Origin of the sequence: Stutzerimonas sp. R40042, from assembly GCF_026642215.1 — a bacterium.
Taxonomy (GTDB): Bacteria; Pseudomonadota; Gammaproteobacteria; order Pseudomonadales; family Pseudomonadaceae; genus Stutzerimonas; species Stutzerimonas frequens.
The window spans coordinates 4,016,280-4,038,967 of sequence record NZ_CP113258.1 but is presented as its reverse complement, the minus strand read 5'-3'; the positions used below and the strand labels follow the sequence as shown (position 1 = coordinate 4,038,967).

General features: G+C 54.3%; 14 protein-coding genes and 6 pseudogenes. 11 read left to right on the top strand and 9 right to left on the bottom strand.

The features are described 5' to 3' along the window. Positions 1 to 31: 31 nt before the first annotated feature. The 3 genes and pseudogenes from OUY36_RS19050 to OUY36_RS19040 form a co-directional block, all read right to left on the bottom strand. A complete protein-coding gene (locus OUY36_RS19050) occupies positions 32 to 412 on the bottom strand; it encodes a hypothetical protein (protein ID WP_003292653.1) in 381 nt (126 codons plus the stop codon). 86 nt (positions 413 to 498) lie between these two features. Next, complete coding sequence (locus OUY36_RS19045) at positions 499 to 2,862, bottom strand: heavy metal translocating P-type ATPase (RefSeq protein WP_015275571.1); 2,364 nt, start codon at positions 2,860 to 2,862, stop codon at positions 499 to 501. Between the two features lie 494 nt (positions 2,863 to 3,356). Continuing rightward, a pseudogene (locus tag OUY36_RS19040) lies at positions 3,357 to 3,461 on the bottom strand (integrase); the annotation flags it as partial. Between the two features lie 198 nt (positions 3,462 to 3,659). On the opposite strand from OUY36_RS19040, the gene OUY36_RS19035 reads away from it, so the two are divergent. Then, positions 3,660 to 4,706, top strand: a complete 1,047-nt coding sequence (locus OUY36_RS19035) for a hypothetical protein (protein WP_015275572.1) — start codon at positions 3,660 to 3,662, stop codon at positions 4,704 to 4,706. Between the two features lie 613 nt (positions 4,707 to 5,319). Here the strand turns inward: OUY36_RS19035 and OUY36_RS19030 are convergent. Continuing rightward, a pseudogene (locus OUY36_RS19030) lies at positions 5,320 to 5,625 on the bottom strand (tyrosine-type recombinase/integrase); the annotation flags it as partial. Between OUY36_RS19030 and tcmP the strand changes: the two are divergent. Continuing rightward, positions 5,623 to 6,426: pseudogene (tcmP, locus tag OUY36_RS19025) on the top strand (three-Cys-motif partner protein TcmP); the annotation flags it as partial. The pseudogenes OUY36_RS19030 and tcmP sit on opposite strands and share 3 nt — an antisense overlap. A gap of 57 nt (positions 6,427 to 6,483) precedes the next feature. After that, positions 6,484 to 7,116 (top strand): HAD family hydrolase, encoded by a 633-nt coding sequence (locus OUY36_RS19020; protein WP_003292660.1) that lies wholly within the window; start codon positions 6,484 to 6,486, stop codon positions 7,114 to 7,116. Between the two features lie 86 nt (positions 7,117 to 7,202). Here the strand turns inward: OUY36_RS19020 and OUY36_RS19015 are convergent, their stop codons facing one another. After that, positions 7,203 to 8,093, bottom strand: a complete 891-nt coding sequence (locus OUY36_RS19015) for a cation transporter (protein ID WP_003292661.1) — start codon at positions 8,091 to 8,093, stop codon at positions 7,203 to 7,205. A gap of 92 nt (positions 8,094 to 8,185) precedes the next feature. On the opposite strand from OUY36_RS19015, the gene cadR reads away from it, so the two are divergent. Then, positions 8,186 to 8,590 (top strand): Cd(II)/Pb(II)-responsive transcriptional regulator, encoded by a 405-nt coding sequence (gene cadR, locus OUY36_RS19010; protein WP_003292662.1) that lies wholly within the window; start codon positions 8,186 to 8,188, stop codon positions 8,588 to 8,590. Between the two features lie 122 nt (positions 8,591 to 8,712). On the opposite strand, the gene OUY36_RS19005 is transcribed toward cadR, so the two are convergent. The 3 genes from OUY36_RS19005 to OUY36_RS18995 form a co-directional block, all read right to left on the bottom strand. Then, a complete protein-coding gene (locus OUY36_RS19005; protein WP_003292663.1) occupies positions 8,713 to 10,086 on the bottom strand; it encodes a heavy metal sensor histidine kinase in 1,374 nt (457 codons plus the stop codon). Beyond that, positions 10,083 to 10,757, bottom strand: a complete 675-nt coding sequence (locus OUY36_RS19000; RefSeq protein WP_003292664.1) for a heavy metal response regulator transcription factor — start codon at positions 10,755 to 10,757, stop codon at positions 10,083 to 10,085. Before OUY36_RS19000 ends, OUY36_RS19005 begins: the two co-directional genes overlap by 4 nt. A gap of 320 nt (positions 10,758 to 11,077) precedes the next feature. Then, on the bottom strand, positions 11,078 to 12,397 hold the full coding sequence (locus tag OUY36_RS18995) for an OprD family porin (RefSeq protein ID WP_023444719.1): 1,320 nt from the start codon (positions 12,395 to 12,397) through the stop codon (positions 11,078 to 11,080). 839 nt (positions 12,398 to 13,236) lie between these two features. Between OUY36_RS18995 and OUY36_RS18990 the strand changes: the two genes are divergently transcribed. The 6 genes and pseudogenes from OUY36_RS18990 to OUY36_RS18965 form a co-directional block, all read left to right on the top strand. Beyond that, the gene (locus OUY36_RS18990) at positions 13,237 to 14,544 is read left to right on the top strand and encodes a TolC family protein (RefSeq protein WP_031323266.1); all 1,308 of its coding nucleotides are present in this window, start codon (positions 13,237 to 13,239) and stop codon (positions 14,542 to 14,544) included. Positions 14,545 to 14,553: 9 nt separating this feature from the next. Beyond that, positions 14,554 to 15,900 (top strand): efflux RND transporter periplasmic adaptor subunit, encoded by a 1,347-nt coding sequence (locus OUY36_RS18985; RefSeq protein WP_031323264.1) that lies wholly within the window; start codon positions 14,554 to 14,556, stop codon positions 15,898 to 15,900. 16 nt (positions 15,901 to 15,916) lie between these two features. Continuing rightward, positions 15,917 to 17,113: pseudogene (locus OUY36_RS18980) on the top strand (efflux RND transporter permease subunit); the annotation flags it as partial. 63 nt (positions 17,114 to 17,176) lie between these two features. Further along, entirely contained in the window at positions 17,177 to 18,157 is a 981-nt protein-coding gene (locus OUY36_RS18975; RefSeq protein WP_048376693.1) for an IS5-like element ISPa16 family transposase, read from the top strand. 143 nt (positions 18,158 to 18,300) lie between these two features. Continuing rightward, positions 18,301 to 20,283 (top strand): annotated as a pseudogene (locus tag OUY36_RS18970) (efflux RND transporter permease subunit); the annotation flags it as partial. Between the two features lie 265 nt (positions 20,284 to 20,548). Next, positions 20,549 to 20,754, top strand: a pseudogene (locus OUY36_RS18965) (IS3 family transposase); the annotation flags it as partial. A gap of 168 nt (positions 20,755 to 20,922) precedes the next feature. Here OUY36_RS18965 and OUY36_RS18960 read toward each other — a convergent pair. Then, complete coding sequence (locus OUY36_RS18960; RefSeq protein WP_021210274.1) at positions 20,923 to 21,252, bottom strand: hypothetical protein; 330 nt, start codon at positions 21,250 to 21,252, stop codon at positions 20,923 to 20,925. A gap of 395 nt (positions 21,253 to 21,647) precedes the next feature. Between OUY36_RS18960 and OUY36_RS18955 the strand changes: the two genes are divergently transcribed. Beyond that, positions 21,648 to 22,568, top strand: a complete 921-nt coding sequence (locus OUY36_RS18955; RefSeq protein WP_003292671.1) for a cation diffusion facilitator family transporter — start codon at positions 21,648 to 21,650, stop codon at positions 22,566 to 22,568. Positions 22,569 to 22,688: the final 120 nt, after the last annotated feature.

The following is a 22,688-nucleotide window of genomic DNA, read 5'->3' as shown; positions in this document are numbered from 1 at the left end:
CACTCGGGCGGTTCCTATAATTTGATCGGAATTAGACGCGGGGTGGACGCCAGACGGCGTCTAAAAGGCTAGAGGGGATCAGGCCGTTATAGGGAGTGGTCACGGGTTTAGCAGCAGGCATCAGCTGGGCTTTTATTGAGACAAGCTGAAGGATACTTGCAGTTTTGCATTCTTGGCCCGTCTTGCAGACGGTCGCCGTTCCATGCTCATTCGCTTCACAGCACTCGTGTTCAGCACCGTCATCGGCGCCAACCATCGAAGCGTGGTCGGTCGTCATGGCGCCCACACCTTCCATATCGGACATCATGTGATGCCCGGACGATCCAACCGTCATGAGCATTTCCGCTATCCCATTGATCTGAAGCGCAAGCACTAGCAGCAGGATAAGGAAGGAGCGCATGTAGGACGTCATATTTCCAGCTTACGGGGCAATTCATGAGCAATCAATGAGGCAATCGGTCGCTTCGCAACCGAAGCCTAAGCCTAAGCCGACAGGCTTCAAACTACACGCGTTTGACGGAGCCGGAGTGCGTTGAACACAACCGATGCTGAGCTGAGGCTCATGGCCAGGGCAGCAATCATCGGAGACAGCAACAGTCCGAAGAACGGATAGAGCAGACCTGCGGCAATCGGGATGCTCAACCCGTTGTACATAAAGGCAAACAGAAGGTTCTGACGCATATTGCGAACCGTCGCCACCGAAAGCGTGCGCGCGCGCAGTATCCCCATCAGGTCACCTTTAACGAGCGTAACTTGGGCGCTGTTCATGGCGACGTCAGTGCCCGTGCCCATCGCTATGCCGACATCAGCCCTGGCGAGCGCCGGCGCATCATTTATTCCGTCGCCTGCCATGGCGACTACTTTACCTAGGGCTTGTAGCTTAACCACCAGCGCCTCCTTGTCCTGCGGCTTCACTTCGCCATGCACCTCATCGAGCGATAGCTCACGAGCCACCGCGCGGGCAGTGGTAAGCCCGTCGCCGGTGGCCATGATGACTTGCACGCCCTCCGCTTGGAGCCGCGCTACAGCTTCCTTGGAAGTCGGTTTGATTGGGTCCGATACGGCCAGCAAGCCGGCAAGTGCCCCATCAACAGCCAGGTACACAATGCTGGTACCGCTCTCGCGCATTTTTTCTGCCTGATATTTCAACGGCTCGACGCTCACACCCGCATCTTCCATAAGCGCGGTGTTGCCTAGCTGTAGCTGCTTGCCTTCCACCAGACCACGGACTCCGATCCCTGACCCTGACTCGAAGGTCTCTGGCTTCGCCAGCTGGAGACCTTCGCTTCTGGCATGGTCTACGATCGCGTGGGCTAGGGGATGCTCACTACCTTGATCCAAGCTGGCAGACAAACGGATGACTTCCTGCGAGTCAAACGGCGTGACGCCTATGGCCCGATCGAAGACAGGTCGGCCCTCGGTCAAGGTTCCTGTTTTATCGACAATCAGCGTGTCTACCTTACGGACATTTTCGATGGCGCCTGCGTCTCTGAAAAGCACTCCACTTCCAGCCGCTTTGCCTGTGGCAACCATGATCGACATAGGCGTTGCCAGGCCAAGTGCGCAAGGGCAAGCAATGATCAAAACCGCAACTGCATTGATCAGGCCGAATACCCAGCCCTGGTCAGGCCCGAACAGGCCCCATGCAAAGAATGTCAGCAAGGCGATACCGATGACCGTCAGCACGAAATAACCTGCAACCGTGTCTGCCATTCGCTGCATGGGTGCTTTGGAGCGTTGTGCATTCGCAACCATCTGGACGATTTGTGAAAGCATAGTCCCGGAGCCAACCCTGGTGGCTCGCATGACAAGCGAGCCGCTCGTGTTCATCGTCGCGCCGATAAGCGAATCGCCTGTCCGCTTCGTCACCGGAACCGGCTCGCCCGTTAGCATGGATTCATCGACGGCGCTCTCGCCCTCCAATACCTCTCCATCAACGGGTACCTTTTCACCAGGACGAACGCGCAGATGGTCGCCCTCATGAACATGTGTGAGCGGGATGTCCTCCTCTGAACCATCTTTGGCGATACGGCGAGCGGTTTTAGGTGATAAGCCAAGCAGGGACTTAATTGCCGAGGACGTCTGCGAGCGGGCCTTCAATTCCAGCAACTGGCCCAGCAGAGTCAATGAAATGATCACCGCGGCGGCTTCGTAATAAACGCCTATCCGGCCGCCTACTGTGAATGACTCTGGAAACATGCTCGGTAAGAGGGTTGCTACGACGCTGTAAATATAGGCAGCCCCCGTGCCAAGCCCGATCAAGGTCCACATGTTTGGGCTGCGATGTTTGACCGAGGCGAGACCGCGCGCGAAAAATGGCCAGCCTGCCCACAAGACAACCGGGGTCGTGAGGGCCAGTTCAACCCAGTTCTGGCTAGCCCCGTGAAACAGCGGTATCGCATGTCCCGCCATTGCCAACAGGGTTACTGCTACGGTCAGGGGCAGAGACCACCAGAATCGCTTCGAGAAGTCCTTGAGTTCGGGATTCTCCTCCTCGTCGAGTTCAGGGATCAGAGGTTCCAATGACATCCCACAGATAGGGCAATCACCTGGACCCATTTGGCGGATCTCAGGGTGCATCGGGCAGGTGTACTCTGTCGTTGCATCACCGGCGGGTGGTTTCTGTGCGGGTGGGGTAGATGCCCGAGAGGAGGTTCCATGAGCCTGCGGTGCAGCGAGATATCGAGCAGGGTCGGAACGAAACTTGGTCTGGCAACCCTGGCTGCAGAAGCGGTAAGTGCTTCCCTGATAATGCTCTTGATGCTCGCTATCCTCTTCCACCTTCATCCCGCAGACGGGGTCTGTGAGTGCTGCAGTACCTTTCGTTTGGTCGGGCTGGTGATGGCACTGCTGAGAGGACATACGGGGCACCTTATGGATTGGTTAGCGACGAACTTGGCCTATTGCAGGGACATTTGCGGTTTTTCAATGCTTGCAGCGTCTGACAGCCAATATATGCAAAGCGTCCTGACCAAAGGCTGAAGTAACCATTACATTTCTGTCAGGTTCTCTGGTATGTCAGGTCGTATGTATGTTGAAGCGAGCTGCTGGAAAAGTAGCTCGCGCAGATACCGCCTGCTGGCCTAGCCTATGCCTCCATTGTTCGATGCTCGGCCGCTTCATTTTGATGAATACCGAACCGTGCAAAAGCCTAAGCGCAGGTACTCTGCTTTTGAATACGCCTTTGGCAGAGTGGGATACGCCGTACGCTCTAATGAAGCCATAGGAACTCCTTTTCTGAGGAGTCAGAAAAGATAGTCCACGATCAGAGGCTGTGCGGTCGATTTGGTAAATTCTCTTGGCATCAACACGTTACGTGCGAAGTGAGTGAATTTTACTTATATCTCGGCATGACCCCTTACTCGGATCGCCCAGATATCTCTCAGTCGGAGCGGGATTTTCTGCCCGACCAATTTCCCTTTGTTCCAGGGCTGACGGCTCCAGGTAGCGATGATGTTCATGGCAAGTCCTCCACGTGTGGGAGGACAAGGATGGCTAGCCAGAGCAATGGTCGCTAACCGGCCAGAAGCTGACGTTCAAATTCGTCTAATAATTGCGTGTCAGTCATTACCGCCGGGCTGCGCCGGCAGATGGTTTGCGTGGCTAGGTGTTGTCAGGTAGGTTCGATCGAATCAGTGGGTCGAATAACAAGGGCAGCTATGGACTTCGCTAAGGCTTACAAGCAGTGCAGAAAATCGATGGCGCTGGGGCGAGGAATAAAAGCAGTAGAAGCTTGCTTACATCGAGGGAAGCATGAGTTTGATAGTTTGCAGGAAGCGAAGCTGAGCTGTTTTCGGGATATTCGCGGATATAAAATTGTTTCATCTGGTGAGTGTGCATTTTTTCCAAGAGATCTTTCGGAAATCAAAGTGGGCTCTGGGCTAGCTTGGTACAGAGATACGTTTGCGACTACTGAGATAGTACTCCCCCCATATCATAGCTTTGGATTTCTATCTGAATACGGCGGAAAAATCTCGAAAAGCAACAGTGAAGAGGAAAGGTACGCTCACGCGAATAATATGCTGTTGGAAATGTACACGCCCCCACGAATGGCCGACCTGATTTGTGGGGCATGGTCTCAGCGCATCACTTTTGCTCAGTATCAAGAACAGCTGATTGAGGCTGTAAAGGCATACTGTCTGGGTCTGTACGGCGTGGCAATTGTTGGAATTCTGCCTTGCATAGAAGGGTTCCTAAGAGAGCTTGGAAAGCACGTCTCTCTTCCAGTTAAGGATGCCGTGAATATAGAGACGCTTCTAAAGGTTTTTCATCGAATAAAGCAAGGTGAGTTGAAACGACTGGTCGCAGGTTATGATTGGTATCCAGACAAGGAATTAACGATAAACTATTTAAGTCGATATCATGAGCGAGTGCAGATGCTGGAGAGCATGGAAATGTACTTCCGTGGGTGTTTTTACGGTCATACAGAGTCGTTACCATCGCACTTTGTTTTAAATCGGCATGGGATTGCGCATGGATTCTTTAAAGGCTACGCAACACCGAGTAATTTCTTGCGGCTTTTTAATTTAATTAGCTTATTGTCGTTTGCAGCCATTCTTGTCGAAGGGCGCGGTAGCATGTTACAGCCGGGAGTTACCACTGATTCCGAAGCATTGGCATTGAATTTTACTAAATGCCTATTATCCCGACGATACGTTCAGCCGAATGCTCAATCGATTCTTCCATCCCCTATTATTTTGGGCTAGCCCTATACTCCACGGCACGCCCGCCGGCCGCGCATCGGGCAAGGATTCGGCCGGGCAAGGTGGTATTCAGATTTGCAGTCAGGTAGCGTCGCGCTCTTCCAAGGGAGGGGCGAGCGATGTGGACAAAGCATTACCGAGTGATGCGATCTGAGTTGGCCAAGTGCGAAAAAGCCAGGTCCGAACTGGAGAAGATGCACCCGCCCCACACCGTCCAACCGGAACAGGATGGACAGCTTCAGGACTATATTCAGAAGTCGGACAGTCTGTACGAATGGCGGCTGCTGATCTTGACCGAGTACTGGATGATAGAGGCAGACCGCCTCGGTGTCCCACTGCCTGATCGCGATGACAGGACTTTCTGGGGGCGAGTCGAATTTGATAGCGACCCGCGGGAGCCCAGGTATCTCACAGATGCTGGCATTCGCATTGTCAGGGCAGACATCCGCGAGGAGCGTAGGCAGCGCCGCGAGCCGGTAACCTTCTGGAGTAGCATCATGATTGGGGTAGTCGGCGCCCTGACCGGCCTAGCATCTGTCATACCGAACTGGTGGGCAGACTAGGGCGGCTATTGGCCGGTTAGCGACGGCCTGGCTTCGACCGTCGCTATGCATGGTCAAACCTCGGTCTGTTCCGCCATCTCTAGGGCATCATCGACCTCAATCCCCAGATATCGAACGGTGCTCTCCAGCTTCGTATGGCCGAGCAACAGTTGAACTGCCCGCAGGTTCTTCGTCCTGCGATAGATCAGCGATGCCTTCGTACGTCTTATTGTGTGAATGCCATACAGGGCTGGATCAGGGCCAATGGCTTTCACCCAACCTTTGACGATACGAGCGTATTGACGAGTGGATAGATGGTCTGAGATATGCAGCCGGCTCGGAAAAAGGCAATCCTCGCTGCGGGGCTGGGCATGATGTATGGCGATGTGCCGTTCCCTAAGATCAAATGGATTTTCCAGAATCTCAACAAAGCCGAGGTCCTGCTGACCTTCAATGTCGATTTTTTGGTTACGTATCTAGCCGACCGCCAAGCGAACCGGAAAGCCATTGCAAATATCGGCTTGGATCAGCATGTGCCATGGGACATGCTTAAACAGCTGAAGGCGCATCAGCCACGGAGCTGGCAATACCTGATCCAGCGCTATCTGTCCGAGGGGATCAAGCAGGAAAGCGGTGCCCAGTACATGACCGTCTTCTTCATTCGTCCGGCCGGCAGCAACCCGATGGCCTATTGGTTTATCCATCTGGCGAACAACTACCGCGCTAACGATGTGATGAAGAAGATCCACTGGAAATACGGCAACAACTTTTCCCATATGCTGTCGCCTTCCAGCTTTTTCAGCTACGACGCCAATCGGGATATCGCCGTGACAGGTCAGCACGATTTGCTGTTGGATGAGCATTATTTCGACGATGCTACCAATGACCGCATCCGAGGAGAACTTTCGGAGCTCTTGCCCAAACAGGTCTACGAGGTAGAACGGCAACCTTTTTTGGGCCTGATGAGCGGATTGACCAACTACACCATGGCTGACGAGCTTCGCGTAAAGCAGGCACTCGACATTGCTGTCGCGACCGGTGATCTGCTGGCGGTCGACAAGAACGGCAAAACAAGGCGTCGAAAAGGCACAAGCATCAAGTCGACAGATATCCTGATAGCGCCCCCGCAAAGACCCATCTTCTTCGTGCCACCTCTGAAGAAATCCAGTTCAGAAAACTGAGAGGGGCGGCATCGCTCTTCGGGTGGGCGGTTCGCCTCCAACGGTAGAGGTACCGGCATGATACAAGCAGTAGTTTTCGATGTGTTTGGCACGCTTCTCCAGATAGGTGAGCGCCGCCATCCTTTCCGCCAACTGATGCAGAACCTGCGGCTTCAGGGCAAAACACCAAGGCCGGATGACGCACGGACTCTGATGACTCGAAATCTGGGCTTGGCTGGAGCTGCCGATTATTTCGGTGCGCAGTTGAGCAACTCTGAGTTAGCTAGCCTTGAAAGCGACCTTTTCACCGAGCTGGCCAGCGTTCGCCTTTTCGATGATGCGTTGGAGTCGCTAAATCAGCTAAAGGACGCCGGCCTGAATCTCGCGTTGTGCTCCAATCTCGCAGCCCCATATGCGATTCCGGCCAAACTGTTACTGCCGTCGTTCGATGTTTACGGATGGAGCTTTGAGGTTGGGACAATAAAGCCTGAGCCCGCAATCTATCGTCAGATGATCGAACAGCTTGGCTGCGAAGCCTCCGCTATCGCAATGATCGGTGACACGTTGCAAGCCGATATGCTTGGTCCAATTGGGCAAGGCATGCGGGGCTACCACCTACAGCGTGAAGGAAAAGCCGATCAGTGCGGCTTCGTCTCGCTGATGGACTTTGCAGCCCACGTTCTGCAATACCCACCATCCGCCAACGGCTAAAGCGGCGTCGCCAGTTTTAGCTGACGCCGCTAGACCCGGATGGCTTACAGGCATGAAGACACCCTTTTTCTGTAACGGGAGCTCCTTCAACCCTTGAGCGCCAGAATACGCCGAGCGCCGTTGAGAACGATGAATCCCACGACGGTACCGATAATCAGGTCTGGGTAGTTGGACCCAGTCCAAGCGACGAGCGCTCCGGCGACTATGACGCCCATGTTGATGACCACATCATTGGCGGAGAATATCCAGCTCGCTTTCATGTGAGCACCACCTTCCCGGTGTTTGGAAATCAGCAGCAAACAACCCGTGTTGGCGAGCAATGCCAGGAACGCGACGGCCATCATTATCAGCGACTCGGGCTCGCTGCCGAATATAAAGCGTCTGATCACCTCTACGAGCACGCCGAGGGCCAAAATCAGCTGGAGCACACCAGCAAGGTGTGCAGCACGCACCTGCAGATTGACGCTGCGCCCAACCGCATAAAGGGCCAGGCCGTACACTGCCGCGTCAGCGAACATGTCGAGCGAATCGGCAATCAGACCCGCGGACCTGGCAATCAGGCCAGCAGTCATCTCTACCACGAACATGAAGGCGTTGATGCCTAACAGTAAACGTAGGGAGCGGGATTCCTGTGTAGAGTTCGCCGGATTCTCGGCGGCTTTGATCATCTCAGGGTCTGCCGCGACAGTTTTCTGAAGAGTGGCGCCTAGCCCTAACGTCGCCAGCTTTTTGGTTATGGGCTCAACGGCACTGTCATGCATGACATCTAACCGACGGTCCGACAGATCAAAAGTCAGCTTCCGAACTCCGTCCAAACCATTCAGCGCCAAGCGGATCATTCGCTCTTCTGATGGACAATCCATCTTGGGCACGGCGTAAACACTGACCCATTGCCCCGTCGTATCGGAAGGGTTTTGCATATCGGCATCAGCGGCTGGTGTCGCATCGCAGCCGCAGGGACCATCGGACTTGCTCATGATACGGCTCCACTTGAAATCGAAGATGGGATCATTAAAAGCCTTATAGCTACTATAAGGTCAATAACGCAGAGCCGATGAGGATTCACACGATGCGCATTGGTCAGTTAGCAAGGCTAATAGGGATTGATACACAGACGATCCGCTTCTATGAGCAGCAGGGCTTGTTGCCACCGCCTGATCGCCAGGCGAACGGCTATCGTGTCTACACCGAGAAGCATGGCGAGCGGCTAGCTTTCATCCGGCGCTGCCGAATCTTGAATCTGTCACTTCCAGAGATTCACGCACTCCAAAGCTACCAGGATGACCCTCGCCAGCCTTGTACGGCCGTCAATGCCTTACTCGATGATCACATTTCTCAAGTCAGATCCCAGATAACCGCTCTGCAATCACTCGAACGACAACTCGTTTCACTGCGGGCTAATTGCAACGATGGGCGGGAAGTTGAGGCTTGCGGCATTCTCGCCGGAATTAGCGAGGACGCATGCATTAAATGAACGGCGTTGGGGCTTGCGGGCCTGGTTACCCGGCCAACGCGCATGCCCTCGAAATGGTTGTTTGTCCCTGTGGTTTTTGCCCCTTCGTAGTGATGGCTGTCTCCGTGCGGTATCACTTTGAGTCAGGCCTGCCGAGGAAACGTGAGTTCAAACGTGGTCCGACCGTCTTTGCTGGCGACGGCCACGTGGCCTTTGTGGAGGTTCATCACTGAGCGGACAATCGCTAGCCCCAATCCTGCCCCGCGAGGTTGTATGCCGTTAACGCGGTAAAAGCGGTCGAACAGATGTGGGAGATGATCCGATTCGATAGTCGCGCCATGATTGGTGACAGCCAGCGAGACGATGTCTACGTCCTCCTCAAGGATCTTAAGTTCGACCGTACTGCCAGTATTTGAATGCCGCAGCGCGTTGGATAGCAGGTTGGAAATGGCCCGCTGGACCATAAGTCGATTTCCCAAAATCATGGCATCGCCCGTTACTGTCGTAGCGACTCCCGCTTCTTCGGCAAGGACTTCGAAGTATTCACATACGCGCCTCGCCTCGCTTCCTAAAGATAATTGTTCGAGCTTCAGTGCTGGGCTGGCGTGGCTGGCCTGGGCGAGAAACAGCATGTCTGACACGATTCGATCCATGCGTTCGAGTTCTTCAACCGACGACTCGATCACCTCCCGATAATGCTCCTTGCTTCGCTCACGCACCAAAGTCACCTGCGCCTTGCCTATCAGGTTGTTCAGCGGAGTTTTTAACTCATGAGCCACATCGTCCGAGAATTGTGACAGTTGCTGAACGCCGTCATCGAGTCGATGAAGCATTACGTTGAGGCTGTGCGCCAATGCCTGGAGCTCTTGCGGAAGCCGATCGGTGCGGATTCGAGGTGATAGATCCTGTGTAGATACCTTAGTCGCCAAGGCCCGGAACTTGCGAAGCGGCCGCAAGCCATTTTGGGCGATTAGCCATCCAGCCAATCCGATCAATATCAGTAGCATCGGCACGGTCACTAAGGCCGAGCGCAGGAATGCAGCCACCAGCCGTTGATCGGCACTGCGATCTTGCGAAAGTAAAAGCGTCATTGGAGCCAGTCCCGGGACTTGGATTTGCTTGCGCCCGGTTAGCATCTGCACGCCATCTTTCGTTGTCCAGCCAAGATAGTCGCCGTCCCTGCTCACGAGATCCAGCTGCTGCGGCGCATTGGCGAATCGGCCGATACTGAAAATGGGTGATTTCGCTGTATCGCCGATGACCGTAATCGAAAGGTTGTCATGGCCGAGTACGGTATCGCTCAATGCGTGTTGCCAGGAGCGGCCCATACGGGCTTTGGTGTCTTCGAGGAGTCCATGATCGATCTGAGAGAGCTTGGCCGTCACTTCCTCCTGGGCGCGCAGTTCCAGTTGGCGCACCAGTACCCAGTAGCTCAGTGCAATCAGCAGCGCGACCAAAGCGGCGCCGGTCAGTGTGATTTGAAGCGCGAGACGCGATGCGAGGCTGAGTGGCTTCAAGGCCGCGCCTCCAGCACGTAGCCCACACCCCGGATGGTGTGTATCAGGCGATCGCCGAAGGGTTCGTCCACTTTCATCCGCAGGCGACGAATCGCAACATCCACCACATTGGTATCGCAGTCGAAATTGATGTCCCACACCATGGCAGTTATTTCCGTACGCGTGAGGACTTCGCCAGTCCGGCGCATGAGCAGATGCAATAACGCAAATTCTTTGCTGGTGAGGTCGATACGCTGACCGCTCCGGTAAGCCCTATGCCGGGCCGGGTCCAGTTCGAGGTCGGCTACACGCAGGTTGCTCGGAAGTGTGACTGCCTCGCCTCGCCGCAACAGTGTCCGGATACGGGCAAGCAGCTCGGGGAACTGGAACGGCTTGACCAGATAGTCGTCGGCGCCCGATTCCAAGCCGCGGACTTTTTGCTCTAAGCGGCCATTGGCAGTCAGCATGATGACGCGTGTCTGCTTACGCCGCCTGATGAGTTCGAGAACCTCCCACCCATCCATGGTTGGCAGATTCACATCTAGCAGCACGATGTCATAGTCGTTCTGCAGTGCCAGGTGAAACCCATCGAGGCCATCACTTACGCAATCGACCAAGTAACCACATTCGATAAGACCCTGCTGCAAGTATTCCGCAGCGTTGATCTCGTCTTCGACAACCAGGATGCGCATGTTTTGAGGTAACTCGGCAAGGAGGTGCGCGGTAAGCGGAACCAAAAAAATCCATGTAGTAACTAGGTCAAGACGAAAGCGGCTTGGCTCTAGCGTGAAAGGCAGAGGCGAAAAGATCTGCCCAGGGAAGCGGGAAGCACTTTAACGCGGTAAAAGCCCTGTGAGGGCTATCTTGCGAATTTGTAATCTACCGGTCATTTGGTTGACCCGCAGCGCGAGCGGGTGCACCAAACGAAAAAAGGCGCCCTGATGGGCGCCTGAAACACATCTTCAAACCAAGGGAGCAAAACTAAAGAAGATGTGGTGTTGCTCATGGTGTTTCACAAGATCGAGAGAGGGTACTCGGCGATGAATCGGACCTCATCGAGGTCGGACTCGAAAGCAGTCGCCCGCGTGGTAGCCTGGCGCACCCGCAGAGACAAATCCTTGAGAGAGCCAGTCTGTACAACGTAGCGGGCTTCGACGTCGCGTTCCCAGCGGTTCTGTCCCGTCAGCGGCGCACCGTTATCGTCTTGGCGCATGTACACCTCGTTCGCGTTGCTGTAATCGGCGCCCCAACCGCGGGCGTAGCGGGTCATGAAAGTAAGCCCGGGTATGCCGTACTCCGCCATGTTCAGGTCGTAGCGCAGCATCCAGGACTGCTCTTTAGGTGAGTTGAAATCACTGTACTGAATGGAGTTGTTCAGGTAGATCGAGTCCGCCTGGCGCAAGTAGTCAAAGTCGTTGTTACCGTTGTTTCGCTGATACGACGCCGTGACGGTGTGCGCGCCGAAGGCGACACCCAGGCTGGAGCTCCAGATGTTGTTGTTGAACTCGCCCAGCAACTCACGGCCTTCGTCGGTTGCCTTGTAATAGTTGAAGCTGGCCAGCAGCGCGACGATATCGGAGAGCGGATAGGTGGCCGACGCACCGAAGTAATGCTGGTTCCAGGCATCTTTGAGGCGGCTGGTGTACAGGCTAAGACTGATATTTTCATTCACGCTGTAGTCACCGCCTGCGTAGCCGAGCCAAGGCGCGTCTACGCCCCCGCCGTAGAAGGTGACGAAGTCTTCGTTCATGTTACTGGTGTTGGGCTGGCTCATCGCGTGCAAGCGGCCTCCCTGAAGGGTGAGGTCGTCCAGCGAGTTGTTCACAACGGTGACACCCTTGAAAGACTCCGGCAGCAGCCGAGAGTCGCCGAAGTGCACGACAGGTGTAGTGGGAAATACATCGCCGGCCTTGATCTCGGTGTCCAGCAAGCGTGCTTTCACCGCGCCCCCCACCCGTGTGAAGTCATCCTCAGGATCGCCAGCGCTGTCGTGGGGAAGCAGGTCGATGCTGCCGCCCACACCGGAGCGCCCCGAACCGGAGTCGAGCTTGAGGCCGAGCATGGCGAAAGCGTCGAAGCCAATCTCTACCGAGCCTTGGGTATATCCGGACTCGAAGAAGGCCATCAATCCGTGGGCCCATTCCTCGGAGTAGCCATTGCCGGCGGCACTCTCACCGTCGCGAAAATCCCGATTGAAATAGAAGTTGCGATTTATCAGCGATAGCGTGCTGCCTTCGATGAAGCCCTCGGCTGTTTCCGATTGGGCAAAGACCGGGGCGCTGCCCAATGCCAGTGAAAGGGCTGTCAGCGAAAAAACGGCCTTTTTGCTCATGATGATGCTCCTTATGTACGGCAGGTCAGTGCTCGAATGACGCCTTTCGCCTTTTTGTTTTTAGCGCTTGGCCATGTTCTTCCCCTAGAGATGACGGCAGGATTAGCGGCAAATGACTATTTTGTAATCTGAGGAAGCCCAATCGCGCACTCCTTCGATTACAGATTTGTAATGTTGCGGTCACCAGGTCGTTATCCACACTTATTTAAAGTCACCACCCCATAGCCATCAGCTATCTCGCCGGCTTGGCAAGGCTGATAAAAACGCTTTCGTGTATTTGTCTACTAAATTCAGGGCGAATCACTATCGCAGTAGAGGCGCATGTGTTTCGCGTCTTGGCGGGGGTAGTTCTTATGATTGGATTCGACATCTAAACCAGGAAGTCATCGTTTTGCCTTGGATGAGAAAAATAGTTTTGCTGATGTTGCTAGCCTTGTTCCCATTGCAATCATCATGGGCAGTTGTTAGCACGAGCTGCAGTCATGAGGATGGTTCGGCAGCAAATCATCTTGGACATCACGAACATCCGCACGAGTCTCTGGGTACTGACGAGGAAGGATCGTCAAAAGCCGCAAAAAAAATCAGTCTGGATGGAGACTGTGTCTTTCATGGCGACCATATCAAGCCGCTTATAACGAAAGGGATCTGTCCTGGTTCGGTATTATCAATGAGCTTGAAACCGTTTCCTTCTGCTAGCTACGCATCGGCTGAAGCGGGGCGTCCTGAGAAACCTAATTGGCGCATCGGTGCAAAACCGGTGGGACGCCAAAGTAACCAGTAAGCGCCATTTATCTGTATCTGACGTCTCACCGAACCTTCCCTTTTTTTAGGAGATTTCGGTGCGAAAAGCTCTTTTCTCGCTGGGGTTGACGACGTTGTCGTGCAATCTCGCCTTTGCGCAACCCTTAGAGTTGCCGACCTTCACACAGACCTTACCTGTCAGTGTGTCAAATACCTTCCCCGTTGAGTCTGTCGACTCCATAAGCTTTGTACGCGCCTTGGAACTCGCTAGCTCTGCAAGCCCTGAACTGGCTGCTGCAAGACGTGAGCTGGCTGCTTCTCGCGCATTGATTAGCCAAGCAGGAGCACGTCCGAATCCAATATTGTCCGCTAGCCAGGAGGGAATCCGGGGCGATGCCCCGGAGACCACGCTTGAACTGAGCCAAGAAATAGAGCTGGGTGGTAAACGTTCGGCTCGTATTGAGGCAGCGCAACGCGCCATGGACGTAGCGGCCGCCGACCTACAGGACGCCCAAGCTCGACTGAGGGGGGCAGTGATGGGTGCATACTACGATGTGCTTACTGCTCAAGAACGGCTGGACCTCGCTCAGGCTGCTTCAAAGCTTGCGAAGCAAGCTGTGAACGTTGCCAATCGACGTGTGAGGGCCGGCATGGTCTCTCCCGTAGAGGAAACCCGGGCGCGGGTTGCGGCTACTGGAGTGCAAGTAGAGCTTGCCCAGGCCACAGCTGAACTCGAAGCTGCGCGCACTCGGCTGGCGGCCAACTGGGGAAATCCACAGCCACGCTTTGAGCGAGTAAAAGAGCCGGTAGAGGCAGTGCCTCCTCTTCCCGAGCTAGCTGAGCTTTATAGCCGTTTGAACGATTCCGCCCAACTAACCCGCGCGCGTCGGGAGGCTGAAAGACGTCGGGCTGCGTTGGAGCTGGAAAGGACGAATCGCTTTTCTAACGTGACGGTTAGCGTAGGTGCCCAACGCTCAGATGAATATAACGGCACGCTGGGACTGGTGAGTATCTCGATGCCCCTGCCGTTGTTTGATCGAAACCAAGGCAACATCGGAGCAGCACAGGAACGGGCCTACCAGGCGCAGGACGAGCTTAACGCCGTCCATATACGCCTGAAAAGCGAACTTTCCCAAGCGCACATGCGGCTGCGCACTGCTCGCCAGCAGTTCGAACTGTTGCGCAACGACATGCTCCCCAGTGCCCAAAGCGCTTATGAAGCTGCCAGCAAGGGGTTCGAACTAGGAAAGTTCACCTTCCTTGACGTACTGGATGCTCAACGCACGCTTTTCCAAGCCCGCTCTCAGTATCTGTCTGCGCTCTCGCAAGCTAACCAGGCGGCGGCGGAAATCGCCCGAATCGTCGGCGATGGGTCGGCCGTTATCACCTCGGCCACTCAGCCATAAGGAATCCATATGAAAAGTAAATCGAATACATCTTCCTTGGCTGGTCACAAGAAGCAGATTTTTTGGATCGTCGTCATATTAAGCGTGGCACTTGTGCTTGGCGGATTGCTTCTTCGCAGTAGTCCAGCTGTGCCCGAAGCGGGCGACGCACATAGCGAGCATGGTGACGCATCGGAGCAGGAGGATGAAGGGCATTCGGATGAGGATGCTGAAGCCGAAGGAGATCATGGACATGATGAAGGAGGCGCCGATAGCGATCACGAGGTCGGTGCGGCAGAGAAAGATGAGCATGAAGATGAGCCCGAGGGAGCGGAGCACACTGAAACAGCAGAGGTAGAACTCTCAGAGACACAAATCCTAGCCGCCGGCATTTCACTGGCAACTGCTGAGCCCGCAAAGATACAAAGCGCAATCGAGCTGCCAGGTGAAATTACGTTTAACCAGGATCGTACAGCGCAAGTTGTGCCTCGTCTCTCAGGTGTCGTTGAAGCGGTCAAAGTCGATTTGGGCGAACAGGTGAAACAGGGGCAAGTGCTTGCTGTGATCGCGAGTACCGACCTGTCGGAACGTAGAAGCGAGTTCTACGCGGCACAAAAACGTCTTGCATTGGCTCAGAAAACCTATCGACGCGAAAAGGAGCTGTGGGAAGAGCGTATTTCTGCAGAACAGGATTATTTACAGGCACAACAGGCTCTACGGGAAGCAGAGCTGACGGTTGCGAATGCAAAAGCACAGCTACAAGCGCTTGGTAGTGATGCTGGCAAGCCAGACGCATTGAGCCGCTACGAACTCAGGGCGCCGTTCGATGGGATGATCGTTGAGAAGGACATCACGCTCGGTGAGTCAGTCAATACCGACGACCAGATATTCATCATTTCCGATCTCTCTACCGTTTGGGCAGATATCAGCGTTCCTGCCAATGCACTCAGCGCGGTACGAGTCGGCAGCAACGCGGTTATCGAAGCCACAGCATTCGAGTCCAGTGCCAATGGCACCGTTTCTTATGTCGGCTCACTTGTTGGTCAGCAAAGCCGCGCCGCTACCGCCCGGGTCACGCTTCCGAACCCGGAAGGTGTTTGGCGTCCCGGCCTGTTCGTCAAAGTGCGGGTAGGCTCTGGCGGAGTGTCCGTGCCGGTTGCAGTCAAGCCCGATGCGATCCACACGTTGGAAGATAATCCGGTGGTGTTTGTACGGACCGACCATGGCTTTGCTGCTCAGCCAATCGTGACTGGTCGCGGCGATAGTGAAGCGGTTGAAATCAAGGAAGGTCTTCAGGCCGGAGTGCGCTATGCCTTGGCCAACAGTTTCATCATTAAGTCCGAGCTTGGCAAAGCCAGCGCCTCGCATGCTCACTGATACGGAGTTATAGACTGTGTTCGAACGTATCATTCGCTTTTCTATAGAGCATCGCTGGCTGGTTTTGCTAGCCGTGCTTGGCATGGCAGCGTTAGGAGCTTACAGCTACCAAAAGCTGCCTATCGATGCTGTCCCTGATATCACCAACGTACAGGTGCAAATCAACACTGCGGCCCCAGGTTATTCCCCGCTGGAAGTGGAGCAGCGCATTACCTACCCGCTCGAGACGGTAATGGCCGGGTTGCCCAAGCTCGAGCAGACCCGTTCCTTGTCTCGATATGGACTTTCTCAGATCACAGTTATTTTTGAGGAAGGCACTGACATCTATTTTGCCCGCCAACTTGTGAATGAGCGCTTGGGAGGGGCCAAAGATCAGCTTCCGGAAGGCGTCACTCCAACACTTGGCCCTATTTCCACTGGGCTTGGCGAAATCTATTTTTGGACGGTTGAAGCTGAGGACGGTGCCACCAAATCGGACGGTACGCCTTATACCTCTGCTGACTTGCGTGAGATTCAAGATTGGATCATCAAACCGCAAGTCCGCAATGTACCAGGCGTAACTGAGATCAATACGATCGGAGGATATGCAAAGGAATATCAGATCGCCCCCAACCCAGACACTTTGCGGTCGTTTGGACTAACACTACAAGATTTGATCGAGGCGGTTGAGCAAAACAATAACAATCTAGGTGCCGGATATATTGAAAAACGCGGCGAGCAGTATCTTGTTCGTGCTCCAGGACAAATGCAATCAGTAGAGGACATCCGCAATACCCTTATTAGCAACGTTGACGGTACCCCAGTACGTATCCGCGACGTTGCGACGGTAGAGGTTGGAAAGGAGCTCCGTACTGGCGCAGCCACCGAGAATGGCCGCGAAGTGGTTCTAGGTACGGCTTTCATGCTTATCGGTGAAAATAGCCGGGTAGTTTCTAGGGCTGTCGATGACAAGATGAAAGAGATAAACCTTTCGCTTCCAGAGGGCGTAAAGGCGATTACTGTCTACGATCGAACTGTACTCGTAGACAAAGCTATATCCACCGTTAAGAAGAACCTCACTGAGGGTGCCATTCTTGTTGTGGTTATACTTTTTCTCTTCTTGGGCAATATCCGTGCGGCGATCCTAACCGCACTTGTTATACCGCTGGCGATGCTCTTTACGTTCACCGGCATGGTAGCCAACGAGGTCAGCGCCAACCTGATGAGCTTAGGGAAGGTCTGAAAAAGACTTCCCGAATCTGGTGAAACACGCCGATCCCGCCAGCCGAGTTTTTCCATGAAGCAGATGACCTTCGCCGACGCCGAGTACGCCGGCAAGCGCAAGCAGACCCGTAAGGAATTGTTCCTGATCGAGATGGATCAGGTGGTGCCGTGGAAGGGATTGATTGCCCTGATCGAGCCACACTACCCAAAGGGTGAAGGTGGTCGTCCAGCCTATCCGCTGATGGCCATGTTACGTATCCATCTGATGCAGAACTGGTTCGGCTACAGCGACCCGGCCATGGAAGAAGCGCTCTACGAGACGACCATCCTGCGTCAGTTCGCCGGGCTGAGCCTGGAGCGTATTCCCGACGAAACCACCATCCTAAATTTCCGTCGCTTGCTGGAGAAACATGAGCTGGCAGCCGGCATCCTCGGCGTAATCAATGGCTACCTGGGGGATCGCGGCCTGTCGCTGCGCCAGGGCACTATCGTCGATGCCACACTGATCCACGCGCCCAGCTCGACCAAGAACCAGGACGGCAAGCGCGATCCGGAGATGCACCAGACCAAGAAGGGCAACCAGTACTACTTCGGCATGAAGGCCCACATCGGTGTGGATGACGAGTCGGGGCTGGTGCACAGCGTGGTCGGCACGGCGGCAAACGTGGCGGATATCACCCAGGTCGACAAACTGCTGCACGGTGAAGAGAACGTCGTCTGCGCCGATGCCGGCTACACCGGCGTCGAAAAGCGCCCCGAACATGCTGGCCGCGAAGTGATCTGGCAGGTCGCAGCACGCCGCAGCACCTACAAGAAGCTCGATAAACGCAGCGCCCTGTACAAAGCCAAGCGCAAGATCGAGAAGGCCAAGGCACAAGTGCGAGCGAAGGTCGAGCACCCGTTTCGAGTGATCAAGCGCCAGTTCGGTTACGTGAAGGTGCGCTTCCGTGGCCTGGCCAAGAACACCGCTCAGCTGGTGACGCTGTTCGCGCTGTCGAACCTATGGATGGCGCGCCGACATTTGCTGACTACCGCAGGAAAGGTGCACCTGTAATGCGGAAAATGGCTGCTGCGAGGTGCTCGCGGCGGCCAAAAACGGAGAACTGAGCGGGTTACCTGGTCGATTTTGATCGACGGCCCGCTTTCAAAAGCAGCGAGGGCTGAAGTCGACCGGAAATACAGGGTTACTTCAGACCTTCCTTAGGCGCATTGGATTTCGGCATCATTATCGATGGTGCCGTGGTGATTGTTGAGAACTGCGTGCGTCGACTTGCTCACGCTCAGTCCCATCACGGGCGGGCATTAACGCTGTCCGAACGGCTTCATGAAGTGTTCGCTGCGGCAAAGGAAGTGCGTCGGCCTCTACTCTATGGGCAGCTGATCATTATGATCGTATATCTGCCGATATTCGCCCTTACAGGGGTAGAAGGTAAGATGTTCACGCCCATGGCGTTTACCGTAGTGACAGCGCTATTCGGGGCGATGATTCTCTCGGTGACGTTCGTCCCGGCAGCCGTTGCGCTCTTTATCGGCAAGCGTGTTACAGAGAAGGAAAACTTTCTAATCCGCAATGCTAAACGGGCCTACGCACCTGCATTCGATGCGGTGATGTCCAACAAGCCAGTAGTGCTCACCTTTGCCGTTGTTGCAGTTGTACTTTCCGGCCTCGTAGGGGCACGTATGGGCAGTGAATTCGTGCCTAGCCTCAACGAGGGGGACTTCGCTATCCAAGCCCTTCGTGTACCGGCTACCAGCCTTAGTCAGTCTGTCGAGATGCAGCAGCAGCTGGAGCGAAAGCTCATGGATGAGTTTCCGGAGATCGAGCGGATTTTTGCGCGCACAGGCACTGCGGAGGTGGCATCCGATGCCATGCCTCCAAACATCTCTGACGGGTACGTCATGCTGAAGCCACAAGAGCAGTGGCCGGATCCAGGCAAGTCGCGCGACGAACTCTTAAGCGAGGTCCAAGCATCCGCCGCTGAGTTACCGGGCAATAACTACGAGTTTTCCCAGCCTATTCAGCTGCGTTTCAACGAGTTGATTTCCGGTGTTCGTGCCGCTGTAGCCGTGAAAATCTATGGTGATGACATGGAGGTTCTTAACAGCACGGCGGCGGAAGTGTCCGAGGTGCTAGGACAAGTACCAGGCGCCTCCGAGGTTACGGTCGAGCAAACGACTGGCCTTCCTATGCTCACGATTGATATCGATCGCGATCAAATCGCACGATACGGCCTGAGTTTAGATACTGTACAGCAAGCGGTTGCAGTAGCCATCGGGGGCCGAGAGGTAGGCACCTTGTTTCAAGGAGACCGGCGTTTCGATATCGTAGTTCGTTTACCGGACGAGATACGAAGCGATCTCGCCGCAATTGAGAGGCTCCCAATTGCCCTTCCAAGGGAATTAAACAGCGCCATAAGTTATATCCCCCTCGGCGAGGTGGCCACTCTGGATTTGGCCCCCGGTCCGAATCAGATCAGTAGAGAGGAAGGGAAACGGCGAATTGTCGTTAGTGCAAACGTCCGTGGTCGGGACATTGGATCATTCGTATCTGAGGCAGAACAGAAAATCCAGGCCCAGGTAGATATCCCGTCAGGTTATTGGATCGACTGGGGCGGTACCTTTGAGCAGCTTGAATCTGCAACGAAGCGGCTGCAGATTGTCGTCCCTGTGGCGCTGCTCCTGGTGTTCATTCTGCTTTTCATGATGTTCAACAATGTCAAAGACGGCTTGTTGGTGTTTACAGGGATTCCATTTGCGCTCACCGGAGGCATTGTTGCGCTGTGGCTGAGAGATATCCCATTGTCCATTTCAGCAGGAGTTGGCTTTATTGCTCTGTCGGGCGTCGCCGTTCTAAATGGCCTGGTAATGATCTCCTTCATCCGTAGCCTACGGGAGCAAGGTTTACCTCTGGGCACCGCGATCCGCGAGGGCGCTCTGACCCGGCTACGGCCGGTATTGATGACAGCCTTGGTGGCTTCACTCGGGTTCGTTCCGATGGCCTTGAATGTGGGTACCGGTGCAGAGGTACAGCGCCCCCTTGCGACGGTGGTGATCGGGGGGATTCTCTCCTCAACGGTGCTAACGCTATTGGTACTGCCGTTGCTCTACCAGCTGGCTCATCGGCGCGAAGACGAATTGGAGGAGCAAGAAATCGCGTTGGCCGCTGACAGAACAAGCTAGAGATTGGATGGCGGCACACAACGCCCCGTTCTTGCTAGCTCGCGAGAACGGGGCGTGTTGGTTTCGGAGTGCTAAGATTCAGCGGCGGCGCAGCGGGCAGCAAAGCCTTTATAGCGTAGGTCTAATGCATCTAAACGGTGAATAGAAAGGGTGCTCAGCGCTTAGTGCGTATGACTCCGCGCTACATACGCCTCCTCGGCTGATGGCTTTCACCCACGGTGAGCTGACGAAAGATTATGCAAGCAGCGGCTGACCTGCCCCGGGCGGCAGCACGGGCGATAGCTACGAAAACGCCCTGGCTGGAACGATCAGCGGGCTTTACAAGGCCGAGCTGACACCTTCAATCATGGACGAACCGCGAGGCCGTTGAGATGGCGACCCTGACGTGGATGCGTTGTACGCCACCAGCGTCTGTTCAGCTCAATCGGATATGCTCTTGCGAACGCTAATAACAGACAGATCAGGCGATAGCGGCCTGACTTAACGAAACGGCCTATAAAGGCCGGGGCGATTCGCTGGTAGCGATGTTGCGGGCAAGTGATGGACACAAAAAAGCGCCCCGAAGGGCGCTTAGAGTACAACTGCTTCCAACGGTGCTTGGAAGCTGCCGGCGGCGGATATCGTTCAGATATTAAGCGGTTAGTCAGCTTTGGTTTCTTTCTTAATTTCCGTGTTGTTCTGATCTTGGCGAATATCATTAACCTTCAACTCGTTTGCTTTTTTTTCGGCGGATTCGGTTCCGTGAATTCGCTTTTGATCTGCTCGGAATTTTTCATTAAATTTCATTGAACGGTCGTATCCATCTCCTGCATAAGACGATGCGGAGCCGAAAATTACCAAACCAACAACAATAGCTTTCAACAGATTCATAGGGCAGTCCTCGCTAAATTCAAAGGTGGCTTGCTGAGCTTTCTCGGTGAGCTCTACAGGTTCGAATGAATTTTGCCTGACTGAAGCTAACAGCAGCATGAGCCAAGCATTACATTATTGAAATGTAATGCTTCCATTGTGGAGTGACATGAGCGCCTTGCTTCGTCATTGCAGCAACAAGGCGCACCAATCTGCAAGGGGCTTGAGCCTACGACAAAATTGATTGGAAGATTACATTTTTGTCATCTTCAGATCATGGCACCGCATAATCCATATCATTAGCGAGCAACGTCGTTTATCGTTTGAGAGAGATCGACCTGTTGTCGGCGAGTTAAAGACGATAACGCACGAACTCGCTCGAGGGTGGTCGCATTTTCTGTCAGTGTGGCTTGGAGGGCCAGATGGTATAGGCGCTAGTATTTTTATTATCTCTTATGGGCGGTCGTTTGGCTCCCCTATTTTTCTTACGCTAGTTTTTAAGGAGCGGTAAAAATATGGCTCACGAACATAACCATAACACCGAAGCCATGGGTGATAAGCGTTTAATCGCAGCTATTGGCGTTAATACTGCACTAACTCTGGCACAAGTTGTTGGCGGGATACTTTCTGGGAGCTTATCGCTCATAGCGGATGCACTACACAACTTGAGCGATGCTGCATCACTGGTTATTGCGCTCATCGCACGTAAGATCGGCCGCAAACCGCCAGATGCTTTTAAAACCTTTGGCTACCGACGCAGTGAAACCATAGCGGCTTTGATTAACTTGGTCACGCTGATTATCGTTGGTCTCTACCTCATCTACGAAGCTATAGGTCGGTTTTTTTCCCCACAGCCCATTGAAGGATGGACAGTGGTCGTGGTGGCGGGAATAGCCTTGATTGTAGATATCGCTACGGCCTTGCTCACCTACACAATGTCTAAGAATAGCATGAATATAAAGGCGGCATTCTTGCACAACGTGTCGGATGCGTTGGCCTCCGTCGGCGTTATTATTGCCGGAACATTGATCCTCCTGTATGGCTGGTATTGGACAGATACTGTCCTGACGCTGATGATTGCTGGTTACGTGCTATGGCAGGGCTTTAGCATGCTACCTAAAACCATTCACTTGTTGATGGAGGGCGCGCCAGAAGGAGTTTCCATCGCCGACATAATCAATATCATGGAACATGTAAACGACGTTGTGAGTGTTCACCACGTACACGTATGGGAAATCGCTGAGCATACAATCGCACTGGAAGCACATGTTGTCATCAAGAAGGCTAGCCTGCCCGATATTGAACGAGTAAAGACTGATTTAAAACGAGTACTTCATGAGCAATTCAAAGTCAGCCACTCGACACTTGAAATGGAGCTAGACGGCAGTGTTTGTATCGACACCAGGCAGGCCGACAGTCATCGCAGCGAAGCATAAGCCTGCTTTGCGCTCAACGCTGTTGCTAGACAGTTATCTCGATATCAACGGAGTGAACTTGCGACATCACTCGTTGGCGCTATGTCTTCGACCAGAGACATGCTAGCGGCATGTGGCCAA